Raw genomic sequence first — 16,333 nt, forward strand, 5'->3', positions numbered from 1 at the left:
TCTCCCCTTTAATTTAGTGCCCAGACCAGAGTTTGTTCAAGTAATTTAGCGCCCTGAGTTGTGAGAATTGATTCTGGGTGGAATTGAAATCCACAAACCTTATGTTCGTTATGGCGAACCGCCATAACAGTATCACCACAACGGGCAGAAATAGTCAGTTCGGATGGAATTTTATTACCCGCGAGAGAGTGATAACGGGCAACCGGTAGAGGATTTGTCAGATTAGCGAACATAGCCTGATTATCGTGTTCTGCCAGAGAAGCTTTGCCATGTAGGATTTCATCAGCAGCAGAAATTTCTCCACCATAGGCTTCAATAATGGCCTGATGCCCAAGGCAGATGCCGATCACTGGAATTTTGCCGATGATTTGTTGGAGTAATTGAGGCATACAACCGGCATCAGACGGTTTACCTGGTCCCGGTGAAAGCATTAATAACGGAGAAGAGAGCATGCTTAATTGCTGCATAATCATTTCAGTTGCAACGGTATTGCGATAGATAACCACCTGATGACCATGATTACGTAATTGATCGACGAGGTTATAGGTGAATGAATCCACGTTGTCGAGTAGCAGAATATTTGCCATTAGAAAATCTCCTCTGCCTGATGAGCTTCAATAATTGCGCGAATGACTGCTTTTGCTTTGTTACGAGTCTCTTCGGATTCTGCTAAAGGTTCGGAATCCAGCACGATACCTGCGCCAACCTGAACAGTCGCTATGCCATCTTCCACGTAGGCAGAGCGAATAACGATGCAATTATCCATATCTCCTTTGCCGGTGAAATAACCGACAGCACCACCATAGCTGCCCCGGCGTTCATTTTCATAGTGAGCGATAAGCTGCATTGCGCGTACTTTCGGTGCGCCAGTAAGGGTGCCCATATTCATACAAGCTTGATAAGCATGAAAGATATCCAAATCATGGCGTAATGTTCCCACTAAGCGGGAAACCAGATGCATAACAAAGGAGTAGCGATCAACTTTTGTCAGATCAGCGACATAGCGGCTGCCCGGTTCACAAATGCGAGCCAGGTCATTACGGGCCAAGTCGACCAGCATCAGGTGTTCGGCTAGTTCTTTATGATCTGTTCGCATCTCCAGTTCGGTCCGGCTGTCCAGATCGGCATCCAGCTCGCCGGCCGCATTGCGCCCACGGGGGCGAGTGCCGGCGATAGGGTAAATTTCAATCTGGCGATTGGATGCATCATATTTAAGCGCGCTTTCAGGAGAAGCGCCAAACAGACAGAAATCTTTGTCCTGCATGAAGAACATATAGGGACTTGGATTGCGGTGCTTAAGCTTTTGATAAGCATGAAGCGGTGCCGGGCAGGGCAGAAAGAAGCGTCTTGATGGCACCACTTGAAAAATATCTCCCTGACGAATGTATTGCTGCAACTGTGCCACCATTTCTGCATAGGCTTTATCATCCCGATTGTATGAAACTTTCATGGCTGGCAGAGGGATCTGTTTTACCGGCTCAATGGGTTCGGTAATAAGTGCTGCTAATATTTTTAATCGTTGCTTAAGGCGTTGCTCTTCTGCTTGAGAATCACTGAAAAGGGAGATTTGCAAACGTGCATTTTTATTCTGATGGTCGATCACTAATAACGTTTCTGCGAGATAAAAACAGAAGTCAGGGCAGCGTTGAACGGTTTTTACGGTTGGTAATGGCTCAAATCCGGCCACCAGATCATAGGAAAAAAGACCGCCGACAAATATTGCGTCTGTATTGTATGGAAATGAATTGTATGGTGATGGCTCTTCCGCCAGAGAAAGCAGGGCACGCAGTGCATCAAATACGGATACCTCTTTCAGGCGATTATCTTCATCTATATTGTGATTAATTGGCGGGAAGGTAACTTGAAGAGCATCATGTGTCATTTCAGATTGGACATTGCTGGCCAATTTGTTGGCCAAAATGGGTAATAGATTTCGGCCATTTTCGGTCAACGCGTCAAAAGTAACCTGATTGCCGTTGGCACTGATACGTAAGGCACTATCGATAATCAGCAGACTTTTTAAATTTTTTTTGCTGTTAATTTCCGCAGATTCCAGCAATAAAGTTGCTGGTCGTTCACCGCAGAGTTGGTTGAATAGCAGAGTAGGATCGGGTTGATAAGCTGTTTCCTGCTCGATTACTGTGATTTTTGGTTGTTTATCCGTCATTTTCTCGTCCTGTTAATAAGTTACGCATATAAAAAAACCCGCTGTTTAGGCGGGTTTTGGTAATTTGGCACTGTTGATTTATGTGCGTGACCATACCGCCCTTACTGGGAAGTTATGCCACCAACGGATAGACGTCATACATGCAGCCATTTTCAGTGCCTCTTTAGTATTAATAAATAGATGGTATACAAGACAATATCTTTCTCACTCTTGTACTAGTAAACTGGATCGTAATTTATGTGTCAAGTATTTTTTGCAAAGGTTAATTGGTACGCACATTCGTTACGGTGTAACAAAAAATAGTTAGAAATAAAATAATTATAGGATTATTAATTTTAATAAAACTATTACTTCACTGTCACAAATAATGCATATTATCATTTTATAATATAGTCATAATATATATTTAGTAATGTTAAATATATAAATCATGTTTTATTAAAAAAGAATATTAACGATAACAGATTTTGACTAACACGCAGAATTGGCTGGATTTTATTTGAGTCAATAGGCCGAAGGAAAAAAGAGACTGTTAATTTTTATATCTGTATATGAAAAAAAGAGGTTTAGCTAATATTACTGTAAGAAGTAATATTCAGGGCTCTAACATATCGTGTTATTTAGAATTTAAATCTTTATAAGTTAAAGCTATGTAATTCTTTGTATTCAATACGTTATAGGTATTCTTGGTGAATGGTTTCTAACTCTGAATACTTATAAGACTCTACTTAATTCTGGCATGGGTTGCCATGATTTAACTCTCTGATGTTTAAACAATTGTATCGCTAGTGGAGTGAGATATGAGTGAAAATAAACCAAAAGCAGATAGCCAATTGGTGTATGAAACTGATCCACATAAAGTTAAGGATTCAGAAGAGGGCGCGGCGCAAAAAACTTATCGGTTAAATGGTTTTGATCCTAAAACAACTGATGGCGTATTATCATATACACCGACAAGACTTGCTAAAACGGTTTTTAATATTTACGAGGAGAAAGATGATTTTGGCGTTTTCTGCTATTTATCTGATTGGTCAATCTATGATGCGCGTTTGGTTGACACAGCAACGGAAGATGATTTTAAAAAGTATGGTGGCAGAAGTGCTGATTTAATGCGCTTTAAGGGCGATAAAGAAAAAGGAAAACCGTTTAAGAGAATCATCTTTAGTTTTGCAGGTATTATTGGAGATGCCGGGGATAAGAGAGCAACCATCATTGCTGCGGCGGGTAAAGATGGATGGCAAATGGGGGATGCTGAACAAGATATTTTAGAGAATCACGAAGGCAAACCGATTCCAATTGATCCTTGGGCAGATGTTGCAGCCTACCTTAATTGTGGTTTTACTCAGTGGGCAGGCAATCCTGTAGACTTATATCAGCAGGATAAAGCCCAGGGGGTATTAGGAGGTTTACGTTTACTCAAGGAGGAAAATCCAGATCTGGAAATTTCTGTCAGTGTTGGCGGTTGGTCAATGAGTGGTGCTTTTTATAAAGTTTGTCGTGATGAGAAACTGCGCCAACGGTTTGTTGAAGGGGTCAAAGATTTATACACCAGATTCCCCATGCTAACCCACATTGATCTTGACTGGGAATATCCTGGTTCTGCGGGGGAAAATAATCAATTTGATGAAGATGATTATAAGTATTTTGCTGAGCTTATTAAGGATTTAAAAAATGCAAATATCAGTAATTTAAAAGGAATTAGTATTGCTGCTCCCGCCGATATAGAAAAAATAAAAGCAGCGAATATTCCACAATTGATCGCCGCCGGTGTCAATGAAATCAACTTAATGACTTATGATTTTTTTACATTGGGTGACGGAAAACTTTCTCATCATACCAATCTTCATCGCAATAAGGATGACCAGTATTCTAAATATTCAGTCGATGATGCAGTTAACTATCTTATCTCTTTAGGTATTAATAAGAAATTTATCTATATCGGTTATTCTGGTTATACTCGTAATGCCAGAACTGCGGAGTTAGAGAGTAAGGATAATGAGCAACTAGTTGGAAAATATACTGACGGAACATCCACAGTAGGAGGTTTCGAATACAGCGTAATTGAATGGACAGATATTATCTATAATTATGTTGATTATGAAAATCAAATAGGTCGTAATGGCTATACGGTTTTCCATGATCCAGTGGCGAAGGCCGATTATATTTACAATAAAGATCTCAAAGTATTTATGTCATTAGATACGCCTCGTTCAGTCAGAGAAAAAGGCCGTTATGTTAAAGAAAAAGGGCTTGGTGGTTTATTTATTTGGACCGGTGATCAGGATAATGGTTTGTTAACAAATGCTGCTCATGAAGGATTGGGTCGTAAAGCAATTAAAGAAGTTATCAAAATGGACCCGTTCTATTTTGAAGGTGATCTTCCTTCTTACGATAAACCGAAAGAGAAACAGTGTGAAGCATGTAAATTAAATTGAATTTATGCGTTAAAAAAATCTCACTATTTAAAGTGGTTATAGTCTCTATAACTGTGCTATTCAGGTGTTTCCGATTAATTAGGTTGGGAATAATACAATGGATAAATATAAAAGCATTTCTCGTGAAAAACAGGATATAACAAAAGTATCGCCATTATTATCTGCGGTGGCAGAGATAAAGTCATCAGCATCGCCAATATTGCCGACACGTTATATGTTGGCGAACTCAGAACAGAAGGAAGACAATTCTACTGTCACGCTACTCAATACACTTCAACGTCTGGGATATCACTCAATTTTTGATATTATTGAAGTATCAAAACAGCGCTTTATTAAACGCCATAACGAATCTTTATCAGGTCATGCCGAGGTAATTTTTGATAAAGCAGTGAGTGCGGCTAATCAATTGGTACAAAGTTATCGGCAAAGACAATTGAGAGATTACGATGGCGCATCATTAACAAAAGCGAGTTATCAGGCAAGATATTCTACTTATATTAGTGACAATACTGATGAGGAAGAAAAGTTGCCTGATTATAGCAACTTATTTCCTGAACCTTGGGATGATTTCTGTCAGCCAGATGCTATTGAGGCCCTTGATAGTCCGGTAAATTACCTGCTTGATCTTTATAAATTTGTACAACAAATAGAGTTGGATGGTTCCAATAGTGCTGTGGGATTGGAGCAAAGGCGTGCTGATATTCCTGATTTATTACTTAATAGTGATAATCTTTATAAAGAGATTACAGCAATCTCTATTGTGAATGATGTTTTGTCGAAAAGTGCCAGGGAATATATTGATCAGACGGGCCATGCGGATAAACCGGTTAATCAGGTTTTGGGAGAGACTCGTTTTCCATTTACACTACCTTATAGTTTACCTTCCCAACAGATAAATAAAGGCTTGGCCGAAGAAGGGACAGAATTAGGCACGATTATTCAGCAAGTGGATCAGCAATTTCCCTGGCATATCTTAACTGAAAAGCGTGATCAGGCTTTGCTCGCTTATACTCAATTGAGTAAGGAGCAAATGACTTTACTGACAGAGAAAAGCCCATTTGCGCAAAATTTTTTATCACGTGAACAACTTATTAAGAGTTATTTCAGCACCAGCACAACCGAAATCTTGCCTGAACGTGATATTTCAAAACATGCTTATATTATTCTTGCTGATGGTAATGTTACTGGTCCGACATTGTTAAGTAATAATGTGGATAAAGCTTATGACGAGATTATTATTACTTGCGAAAATAAAGCGAAAGAGACGATCAAAGTTAAACTTCGTGGTGAAAATATTCTGACCTATAATCGTGTAAAAGCGAGGATGGAACCATTTAATAATTCATCTCCATTTAGTCGGCAATTAAAGTTAACCTATGTAGAAGGCGATAATAGTGAAATTGGTAATTTAGATAATGGTCCTTTCTTTGGTGCAATGACAGTTTATGCTGCGGTACCCAAAGAAAGCACAAATAATACCGCTGTAAATATTGAAGGTATTAACTTCCTGACCATGACTTACCGCTTCGCGATTGCGAAACAAGGTACTGCGCAAGCAGAATTATTGCCGGAAGCTGAACAATTCTTCCAAGATAATTATGGTCTTTCCGCGGATGACAGTGTGAAATTAAAAGAGATTCTATCTTTTGGTCAACAAACAGGATCGAAAGTGACAGATCTCGAACATTTGTTTAGTAGTGGTGATTTCCGGCCTTTAGTTTCGCCAAATGTGCTATTTTCTAACCCTATTTTCGATAGTGGACAAACGTCAGAACACTTTCCTGCACCTTATCACTATGGCGGTGTTTATATAAATGCCGGGCAATTAGATGCATTAAGCATTGTGAGAACGGACTCTGGACGAGAAATAGATGCAGTTTCTGATTTTCGTTATGATCGAATGAATCGTTTTATTCGTTTACAGCGTTGGTTAGAGCTACCTTATCATCAGCTTGATTTATTAATAATTTCAGCAATAAAAGCTGAACCCAATAATACCGATCTGACTATTTCCAATAATACATTAAGAGCATTAGGTTTATTCCGTCATTTATCAATACAATATAAAGTATTACCGGAAGCATTTGCTGGATGGATATATCAAATTACGCCATTTGCTATCAGCAATAATATTCCATTTTTTGATCAACTGTTTAATCAGTCTAAACTTTTTGACCAACCTTTAATACTGGATGGGAAAGAATTTAGCTATGCAGAAAATCAAGGAGAGGGCGCGAAAACAGTTAAACAATTGTGTGCAGGGTTAGCTATTTCTTTATCCACGTTTCAAGTGATTGCACCTATCGTTGAGAAGGCATTGAAGCTCTCTTCTGGCAAATTGGTGCGTAATCTTGATGTCGTGTCCAGACTTTATTGCTTGGTAACTATTCCGCGATTATTTGGTTTTTCTGCGGAGGATGGATTAATTCTAGCCGGTATTTTGACAGGTGAAGAGGGATATTTGGCGAATATTCCGGTCTTTAAAGAAAAAGATGAGCAGAAAGATGACATTCTCAGTGTTATTGCTCAAATGGAGGTTTTGACTGCTTGGTTGGCTAAAACAAAGCTGACACCAATCAAACTTTCCTTATTATTAGGTAAAACTCAGCTTCCCGTGGTGCCAACAAGTGGCATGTTAACCTTTTATAAGGGAATTTCCGATGGTTTGACTGATAATGTGCGTTTACAACAGTCTGATTTTAATCGGCAAGAAATCAATGATATTGATTGGTGGACTATTCTATCAGATGAAAATGGTGTTTTTGATAAGAATAACGGTTTAATCAAAGATATCCCATTAGTATGGGGAAAAACAGATGAAGAATCTTTGCGGAAAAAGATTGAAGATATTTTAAATGAGAAGAAGATAAATCCAGATAATAATCAAATTAATATTGTTGTGCAGATCATATTGCAAGCTAAAACCGCGCAAGAAAGTCTATTATCTAGCGCTATTGCGGGAGAATATGGAGTATCAAGGGATATTGTTCCACTACAACTGCGCTGGTTAGGAAGTGGTGTCTATTCAGTACTGAAACTGGTATTAGATAATACGCCAGAAAAAGTTGAAGATATTAAGAAAGAGTTTCTGGACCTGACCTATAGTCTGTTAGTTTATACTCAATTAATTAATGCATTGAGCATAAGTAATAATCTGTTGTTATTGCGTCTGACGAATCCTAAATGGTTGGGTTTAAACGTGGATGAAACAACGGAAATATCATTATCATTAGATGAAATTTTCCTGCTGAATCGCTATCAGGATTTACTGGAAAATGCGAAACAGAATGAGGATAAAATTCAAGAATATTTTACTTTTGCTAACAGTGAAACTTCACCGAAGACAAGAGAAGAGGATGATGACAATTATAAATGTGCGCAATTACTGGCTGAGATTTTAGATTGGGACCCTGATGAAATTTCTCTTGCTTGTAAGAAAGGAGGATTAGATAAAGAACGTGCAATGACCTTATCCCAAATAGATTGGATACGACGATTGCAACAATTTTCTGTGAAAACTAATTTGTCCGTTGAGCCTTTATTAGGTGCTGGCGCACTTGATGTTAATTCAGATTTTGAAGCTTTCCAAAGTATCGGGGAAGCGGTAATGGCTGCATTAAAAGCGCAAGGAGATGATGAGAATGTCTAATTTAATTGAAGCAAAATTACAGGAAAATTTGCGTGATGCGTTAGTTGATTATTATCTTGGTCAGATTGTGCCGCATGATAGCGCTTTTCAATCCTTGCGTGAAAGAATTCAAAATGTGGATGATTTATATGATTTTCTATTATTAGATACTCAGGTTTCTTCTAAAGTAAAAACAGCCCGTGTCGCACATGTTACTCAATCTGTACAACAATATATTAACCGTATTGTTTTGAACTTAGAGTCAGGTTTATCGATGACTCAGGAAGATGCGGATAATTGGCAGGAGTTTGCTAATCGTTATGGTTATTGGGCGGCAAATCAGCAACTGGCTATTTATCCGGAAGTCTATGTTGATCCCACATTACGTTTAACCAAAACGGAATTCTTCTTTCAACTTGAAAGTGCGCTTAATCAAGGTAAGCTCACCGATGATGTTGCTCAGAAAGCGATATTGGGATATTTGAATAACTTCGAAGAGGTCAGTAATTTAGAGGTGATTGCCGGCTACGAAGATGGTGTTGATATTGCCGATGATAAGATCTATTTCATTGCTAAAACACGAACTCAACCTTACCGTTATTTTTGGCGAACTTTAGATGCCAAACAGCGTAATAATCAGACTGATGAACTCTATCCTACCGCCTGGAGTGAGTGGAAGCTGATTAATGTTCCTTTAGAAAATGCATATAACGGTATTATTCGTCCAATTATCCTGAATAACCGATTATATATTAGTTGGTTTGAAGTTTCTGAAGAAAAACAAGATAAAGATAATAGTATTAAATATCGTACCAAACTTAATCTAGCTCATTTAGCGTTTGATGGTACCTGGAGTACCGGCACTACTGTTCGTGAAGATTTACTTGATCATTCTATGAAAGAGTTAATTGCGGTTCTCGATCGTACCGGAGATGTTGAACGCTTGGCTTTGGTGGCATTTGTGCGCTTGAAAGGTACAGATGAGAAGACCGGGCCTTATGATTATGATGAAGTTTTCACCTATGTTTGTGACAATCTATTAATGGCAGCAACGGATTTACCTAAATCCACTTCAACGCTATCCGATCTGGACGCATATGGCGCGGCTTTAGTCTGGTTCTATTTTCGGGAACCCTCGAATGGTGGGCCGGATGAATATAAGCAATTGGTGCTTTATCCCGTTAATAATAATATGAAATGGCCGATAGCCGAACCACCAACATTTGAAGGACAACTGGGTAAAATAGACGATTTTAAGCTGGATGCGACTTATGTTGACGGGACATTGAATATGTATCTTACGTCCACTTCAACGTATAAATATGATTTTAGCAGAAGCAAAAATATCCTTTATTGTATTTGGTTGGAAGATAGCAAGGGTGAACGCTGTTGGCTGAATTATAAGATACTGACTCCAGAAGATTATGATCCAAAGCTGAGTGTCACATTGAACCGTTGTGATAGAAATGATGTAACGGTTGTTACGGGTTTTAGTTTGCCGTCGGAAACGGGAGATGTTGCAGGTAAAATTAAGACTAAACTTAGTGTGGGTAAATTACTTCGCGATAAGGTTCAAATTAAACAGACTAAACAAACTCAATATTTGCAATTTCCAAAAGAAGAGCAACCAGAGGAACCATTAGAAAGTTGGTATTCTGACAAGGCGATTCGTTTAAATACCCTGTTTGCAAAAGAGTTAATTAGTAAGGCGAGTCAAAAACTGGATAAAGTTCTCAGTTGGGAAACGCAAAATATTCATGAAGAGCCGATTACCGGTAATGTTTCAAAACCTATCGACCTTAAAGGGGCAAATGGTATTTATTTTTGGGAATTATTCTTCCATATGCCATTTATGGTGGCCTGGCGGTTTAATGTGGAACAGCGTTATGAGGAAGCCAGTCGTTGGACTAAGTTTATTTTTAATCCTTTTGAAAGTAATGACGAACCGGCGCTGGAACAAGATAAGCCACGTTATTGGAATAGTCGCCCGATAATTGACGAGCCAAAGAGGTTACGTAGTCTGGTAGAACCGGCTGATCCTGATGCAATTTCTGCCAGTGAACCTATTCATTATCGTAAAGCGATTTTTAACTTCTACGTTAAGAATATTATCGATCAGGGTGATATGGAATATCGCAAGCTACAGCCAACGGCCAGAACGGTGGCTCGTCTGAGCTATGCAACGGCAAGTTCATTATTAGGTGCGCGTCCTGATCTCCAATTAGCCAGTTCCTGGCAGCCAATAACCCTTGAGGATGCATCATATAAGAAGAATAGCGCGGTACGAGCATTGGAGATGATAAGTTATCCCTTGCCTTATGCCCCGGTGGTTCATGATAGAACTATTCGTGCGCTGGATAATGATCTATTCATGAAACCGATTAATGAAGAGTTAACGGCCCTGTGGGATAGAATAGAAAACCGGATTTACAATTTACGGCATAATTTAACGCTGGATGGTAAAGAAATTTCTATGGATCTTTATGATTCGAAAATTTCTCCTCGTGGATTAATGAATCAGCGTTATCAGCGAGTGGTTGCCGCCAGAAATGCCAGCAGAATGAATTTCAGAGTACCCAATTATCGTTTTGAACCGATGTTGGCGCGGGCGAAATCGGGTGTCGATACGTTGATACAATTTGGTAGCACATTGTTAAGCTTGTTGGAACGGAAAGATAATTTGAGTTTTGAATCATTCCAGATGGTTCAGAATAATGATCTCTACCGTTTTGCGGTTGACCTCCAGCAACAAGATATCAATATTAATCAGGCCAGTCTTGATGCGTTGCAGGTGAGCAAACAATCTGCTCAGGATCGGTACGAACATTATAAAAGTCTTTATGATGAAAATATTTCGTCAACGGAACAGCAGGTTATTGAATTACAGGCTCAGGCGTCTTCTGCTCTGTTAGCTTCACAAGTATCAAGAACGGCTGCGGCGGCACTAGATTTAGTTCCCAATATTTATGGATTGGCCGTTGGGGGATCTCATTGGGGGGCTGCTTTAAATGCGGTTGCTGAAATAGCAACGTTGAAACATCAGTCCGATAGTACTAAAGCCGATAGCCTCAGTGTTTCTGAATCTTATCGCCGCCGTCGGCAGGAGTGGGAACTGCAATATAAACAAGCTGAATGGGAAGTAAAGTCTATTGATCAGCAAATTAATATTCAGCAGTTGCAGGTCGGTGCCGCACGTAAGCGTTTGGCGCAGGTTGAAGCGCAGCAACAACAATCTCAGGCACTGTTGGCTTATTTCTCCAGCCGTTTTACTAATGAAAGTTTATATACCTGGATGATTAGCCAGATCTCAAGCCTCTATTTGCAGGCTTATGATGCTGTTTCTTCATTGTGTTTATCCGCACAATCCTCTTTACAATATGAGCTTGGGCTAGGCGAGCAGAATTTTATTGATGGTGCGAGCTGGAATGATCTCTATCAAGGGCTGTTGGTCGGTGAAAATCTAAAATTGGCGTTGCAACGTATGGAACGTACTTATGTTGAGCAAAATTCACGTCAATTGGAAATTATCAAAACGATTTCGCTTAAATCTTTATTGAGTGAGGAGTGGGATACAAAACTTAAAGCCTTGAAATCGCATAACCAAATTACGTTTAATTTGGATGAAACCAAACATTTTGTTCCAGATTATACTGGTTTATTTAATCGGCGGATTAAATCTGTTTCAGTGACGCTGCCTATGTTAATTGGTCCTTATGAAGATATCTGTGCCAAATTAAGTTTGTCAGGTGTGAGCAGTTATACGACCAAAGCGGATCTTAAAACCGTTGAAAAAATGTTGAAAGAGGGAACTCGTGCGGAAACGCCTTATACGGCCCGCAGCATCCAGCCCAATCAACAAATCGCTTTATCTACAGGGATTAATGACAGCGGAATGTTCACACTTAATTTCGATGATGAACGTTTCTTACCCTTTGAGGGAGTGGGGGTAGGCTCGAGTTGGAATTTCCAATTTACCAATACATCGCAGGATTTAGAAAGTTTGACGGATGTAATTCTTCATATTCGATATACCGCGCAAGAAGGGTCTGCATCATTTGGCTCGGCTGTTAAAGCATTATTGAAAAAGGAATACCCAGATTTGGTATGACGGGAATTAAGAATTAAATGAATCAGTCATCTGAATTTAAAATTCTTACTCGTTATCATTAACATTCAAATTAGCCTCTTCTATCCATGTGGAGGCTAAATATAAATTTCATTGGAGTTTATAAATGGTAAACAAATATACTTATACCTCATCGAAATCCATGTCCGACATAAGTGATATTATTGGTGAGCCATTAACCGCATGGAAAAATCAGGCAGGCGGCCAAGTTTATAATGTTATTTTTAATGGTGGTGTTTATACCAATACCTATTGGGTTGAGCGCTGGCATATTCCCGATCCTACGGCTAAAGAGGGAACACCGCATAACGCCTGGAAATATATTCGTCAAGCGACGGAAGAAGAGATAAAAGAGCACGGAAATCCTACCGATGGGCGCGTTGATCCGACAGAAGATATTCCTTCACCGGTTTTACAGCCGGATGCTATTACAGAACAAACCTATCAACGGCCGGATGTTAATTTTAAACCAGATGGTTCAGCGGGCAACCTTTCTTATACTGCGACGCGTGTTTGTCGGCCGATGTTTAATGAATATGAAAGCGATAAATCCAGACCGAAACTTTCTGCTTATATTACTGATTGGTGCCAATATGATGCGCGCTTAGATGGTAAGGATGAAAAAGCGGATGATCGGGGAAGAGGATTTGATTTAAGCACTATCAATGTGACTGCTTATGATAAATTAATATTCAGCTTCTTGGGTATTTACGGTGATACTGGTGTAAAAGGGAAGACGATTAAAGAAGTTGCGGATGGCTGGAATAGCCAGAGTGAAATAAAAATTACCGAAGGCCATATTGTTCCTCTTGATCCTTATGGTGATTTAGGTACTGCCCGTAATGTGGGATTACCTAAGGAAAGTGCGAATACTGATATTAATGCAGGAACATTTTTGCCTTTTTATCAACAAAAGAAAGCGTCCGGTTTATTAGGCGGATTACGCGAATTACAAAAAACGGCGCGTTTAGCGGGTCATAAACTTGAACTGGCTTTTAGTATTGGTGGCTGGAGTATGTCCGGTTATTTCTCTGTGATGGCGGCTGATGAAACAAAACGTGGCGTTTTTGTTGACAGTATTGTTGATTTTTTTGAACGCTTTCCTATGTTCAGTTGTGTCGATATTGACTGGGAATATCCCGGAAGCCCAGGTGAAGATGGCAATGTTTACGATCCGAAAGATGGGGAATATTACGCTCTGTTAATTAAAGAATTACGTGAGTCTTTGGATAGCCGATTTGGGCGAGAGGACAGAAAAGAGATCTCCATTGCTTGTAGTGGTGTAAAAACGAAATTAGAAACCTCCAATATTGCCGAATTAGTCAAGAATGGTTTGGATAATATTTATTTAATGAGTTACGACTATTTTGGTACCGGATGGGCGCCTTATATCGGCCATCATACTAATCTCTATTCGCCAAAAGATCCTGATCCATCAGGTGCGTCTGATTTATCTGCGGAAGTTGCTATCAATTACTTACATCAGGATCTTGGCATACCTTTGGAGAAAATTCATTTAGGTTATGCTAATTATGGTCGTGCAGGCAAAGGGGCAAAGCTTGAAACCCGTGAATATAATAAAACTGGCGATGCGTTAGGAACAATGGAAAAAGGTTCACCTGAGTTCTTTGATATTGTTAATAATTATCTGGATAGCGAACACACCCTAGCGACCGGGAAAAATGGCTTTGTGCTAATGACGGATACCAATGCTGACGCCGATTTCTTGTTTAGTGAAACAGCAGGACACTTTATCTCATTAGATACACCACGCACGGTGAAACAGAAAGCGGAGTATGTCGCTAAGAATAAACTGGGCGGTATATTTTCTTGGTCAGGCGATCAGGATTGTGGTTTATTGGCGAACGCGGCCAGAGAAGGGATGGGTTATGTCGCTAAATCTAATGATGAGACCATCGACATGGGGCCACTCTATAATCCGGGTAAGCCCTATTATTTGAAATCTATTGGCTAGATGAAGAAAAACGCTGATTAATTCTTCTCTGTCAATAACAAGGGATATTGCATTTCTCATCCGTGAATTTCTTCATTCTTAAAATTACTCTATTCAGCCCGATATTTTAGGGCTGAATAGGGTTCTATTCTGTAAAATGTCACCGTTTATCGCTAAGCTATACCTAGCTATTTAATCAGAGAACGGAATAATGACAAATTCAACGACTGAATGGGTGACAATTTATGATCTGCATAGCCATACGACTGCATCGGATGGTTTACTTTCACCATCAGAGTTGGTCGAACGGGCAGTAGCAATGGGCGTTAATGTATTGGCTGTGACGGATCATGATACAACGGATGCTATTTTGCCCGCTAATGAACATATCAGCCAACACAACTTGCCATTAAAACTGATATCAGGCGTTGAGATATCTACCCTGTGGCAAAATATGGAGATTCACATTGTTGGTTTAGACATTGATATTCAATCAAACGCAATGGCTACATTACTCGGTAAACAAGCTGAACTCAGAAAAGAGAGAGGAATTGAAATAGGCCGTAGATTGGCAAAGGTAGGTATTCCCGATGCCTGGGCGGGGGCGAATCGGTTAGCGAAGGGTGGACAAGTGACGCGAGGCCATTTCGCCCGTTATTTAATTGAAATAGGCAAAGAGCCAACAATGGCGAAAGTATTTAAAAAGTATCTGGCAAAAGGAAAAATCGGATACGTTCCACCTCAATGGTGTACAATTGAACAAGCTATTGATGCCATTCATCAATCAGGTGGTCAAGCAGTCATTGCTCATCCGGGACGATATGATTTATCGACTAAATGGTTGAAGCGTCTGATTGTCTGGTTTAAACAACATGGTGGTGATGCAATGGAAGTTGCACAGTGCCAGCAGGCGCCTAACGAGCGGCAATATCTCGGTCAATTATCGCGGGAATATGATTTGATGGCTTCGTTAGGTTCTGATTTTCACCAGCCTTGTTCATGGATAGAGTTAGGGCGTAAATTGTGGTTGCCCGGTGATGTGGTACCAATATGGCGTAACTGGTCACTGTAGGGGCTGCATAAAATTAAGAGGTAATTTATGAGCCAGTTTTTTTTATATTCATCCTGATAATCCGCAGCCGCGTTTAATAGGGCAAAGTGTGGATGTGCTTAAAAAGGGTGGGGTAGTTGTTTATCCAACAGATTCCGGTTATGCGATTGGTTGCCATCTGGAAGATAAAGATTCGATGACTCGGATATGCCGTATCCGTCAGTTAGATAGTCATCATAATTTCACCTTAATGTGCCGGGATTTGTCAGAAATATCGACCTATGCTTATGTCGATAATTCAGCTTTTCGTCTGATTAAGAATAATACGCCGGGTAATTACACGTTTATTTTGCGTGCGACGAAAGAAGTTCCTCGTCGTTTGATGAATGATAAGCGGAAAACCATCGGGTTACGTGTTCCATCTAATCCAATTGCTTTGGCGCTGCTTGAACAAGTGGGTGAACCATTGATGTCCACTAGCCTGATTTTGCCGGGCAATGATTTTGCTGAATCTGATCCTGAAGAAATTAAAGATAATTTGGGAAAGTTGGTTGATCTGATTATTCACGGGGGTTATTTAGGGCAACAGCCTACAACCGTGATTGATTTAACTGAGGATACGCCGGTTGTAATACGGGAAGGGGCTGGCAATATCACGCCATTCTTATAAGCCCCGCAGTAATTATTTTCAGAATCTATATAGAGCCTGTGTATTATACGCAGGCTTTATATTTTTGATTTTTTAATGGAATCGAAATGGTTATTGTTATTTCGAATTATTAATACTGATTCAATAAAATAAAATTATCATCTATTTAATAATTAAGTTGATTTTAATAACGTGATAAGGAAATATTTACCGCACCTAAGGTAAGTATATTTGCTAATTATTTAATCATATTATTAGGTATAAAACCTTTGGGCTGGCTATTTAATATAAATAACAGCGTAAGGTTATCCATCCATTATAAA

At 39.5% G+C, this 16,333-nt stretch carries 8 protein-coding genes and 1 other annotated feature; of the genes, 6 read left to right on the forward strand and 2 right to left on the reverse strand.

From position 1 onward, the window contains the following. Positions 1-8: 8 nt before the first annotated feature. Entirely contained in the window at positions 9-587 is a 579-nt protein-coding gene (locus C6H66_RS03135; protein ID WP_040148654.1) for a glutamine amidotransferase-related protein, read from the reverse strand. Further along, complete coding sequence (locus C6H66_RS03140) at positions 587-2,167, reverse strand: anthranilate synthase component 1 (protein ID WP_105394785.1); 1,581 nt, start codon at positions 2,165-2,167, stop codon at positions 587-589. Before C6H66_RS03140 ends, C6H66_RS03135 begins: the two co-directional genes overlap by 1 nt. Positions 2,168-2,195: 28 nt before the next feature. Continuing rightward, positions 2,196-2,296, reverse strand: a sequence feature (Trp leader region). Between the two features lie 671 nt (positions 2,297-2,967). On the opposite strand from C6H66_RS03140, the gene C6H66_RS03145 reads away from it, so the two are divergent. From C6H66_RS03145 to C6H66_RS03170, 6 genes are all read left to right on the forward strand, one after another. Continuing rightward, complete coding sequence (locus C6H66_RS03145) at positions 2,968-4,602, forward strand: glycoside hydrolase family 18 protein (protein WP_105394786.1); 1,635 nt, start codon at positions 2,968-2,970, stop codon at positions 4,600-4,602. A gap of 97 nt (positions 4,603-4,699) precedes the next feature. Further along, on the forward strand, positions 4,700-8,251 hold the full coding sequence (locus C6H66_RS03150; protein ID WP_105394787.1) for a Tc toxin subunit A: 3,552 nt from the start codon (positions 4,700-4,702) through the stop codon (positions 8,249-8,251). Further along, the gene (locus C6H66_RS03155) at positions 8,244-12,338 is read left to right on the forward strand and encodes a Tc toxin subunit A-related protein (RefSeq protein ID WP_105394788.1); all 4,095 of its coding nucleotides are present in this window, start codon (positions 8,244-8,246) and stop codon (positions 12,336-12,338) included. The genes C6H66_RS03150 and C6H66_RS03155 overlap by 8 nt, the downstream gene beginning before the upstream one ends. Before the next feature lie 124 nt (positions 12,339-12,462). Next, positions 12,463-14,331 (forward strand): glycoside hydrolase family 18 protein, encoded by a 1,869-nt coding sequence (locus C6H66_RS03160; protein ID WP_105394789.1) that lies wholly within the window; start codon positions 12,463-12,465, stop codon positions 14,329-14,331. Positions 14,332-14,521: 190 nt separating this feature from the next. Continuing rightward, complete coding sequence (gene rnm / locus C6H66_RS03165; RefSeq protein ID WP_105394790.1) at positions 14,522-15,382, forward strand: RNase RNM; 861 nt, start codon at positions 14,522-14,524, stop codon at positions 15,380-15,382. Positions 15,383-15,428: 46 nt separating this feature from the next. Then, positions 15,429-16,031, forward strand: a complete 603-nt coding sequence (locus tag C6H66_RS03170; protein ID WP_105394791.1) for an L-threonylcarbamoyladenylate synthase — start codon at positions 15,429-15,431, stop codon at positions 16,029-16,031. Positions 16,032-16,333: the final 302 nt, after the last annotated feature.

The organism is Photorhabdus hindustanensis (assembly GCF_002968995.1).
GTDB classification, from domain to species: domain Bacteria; phylum Pseudomonadota; class Gammaproteobacteria; order Enterobacterales; family Enterobacteriaceae; genus Photorhabdus; species Photorhabdus akhurstii.

What these genes read in the sequence shown, in the direction of transcription:
- C6H66_RS03135 (WP_040148654.1), bottom strand. Translation starts at nt 587, where the DNA reads ATGGCAAATATTCTGCTACTCGACAACGTGGATTCATTCACCTATAAC.
- C6H66_RS03140 (WP_105394785.1), bottom strand. Translation starts at nt 2,167, where the DNA reads ATGACGGATAAACAACCAAAAATCACAGTAATCGAGCAGGAAACAGCT.
- C6H66_RS03145 (WP_105394786.1), top strand. Translation starts at nt 2,968, where the DNA reads ATGAGTGAAAATAAACCAAAAGCAGATAGCCAATTGGTGTATGAAACT.
- C6H66_RS03150 (WP_105394787.1), top strand. Translation starts at nt 4,700, where the DNA reads ATGGATAAATATAAAAGCATTTCTCGTGAAAAACAGGATATAACAAAA.
- C6H66_RS03155 (WP_105394788.1), top strand. Translation starts at nt 8,244, where the DNA reads ATGTCTAATTTAATTGAAGCAAAATTACAGGAAAATTTGCGTGATGCG.
- C6H66_RS03160 (WP_105394789.1), top strand. Translation starts at nt 12,463, where the DNA reads ATGGTAAACAAATATACTTATACCTCATCGAAATCCATGTCCGACATA.
- rnm (WP_105394790.1), top strand. Translation starts at nt 14,522, where the DNA reads ATGACAAATTCAACGACTGAATGGGTGACAATTTATGATCTGCATAGC.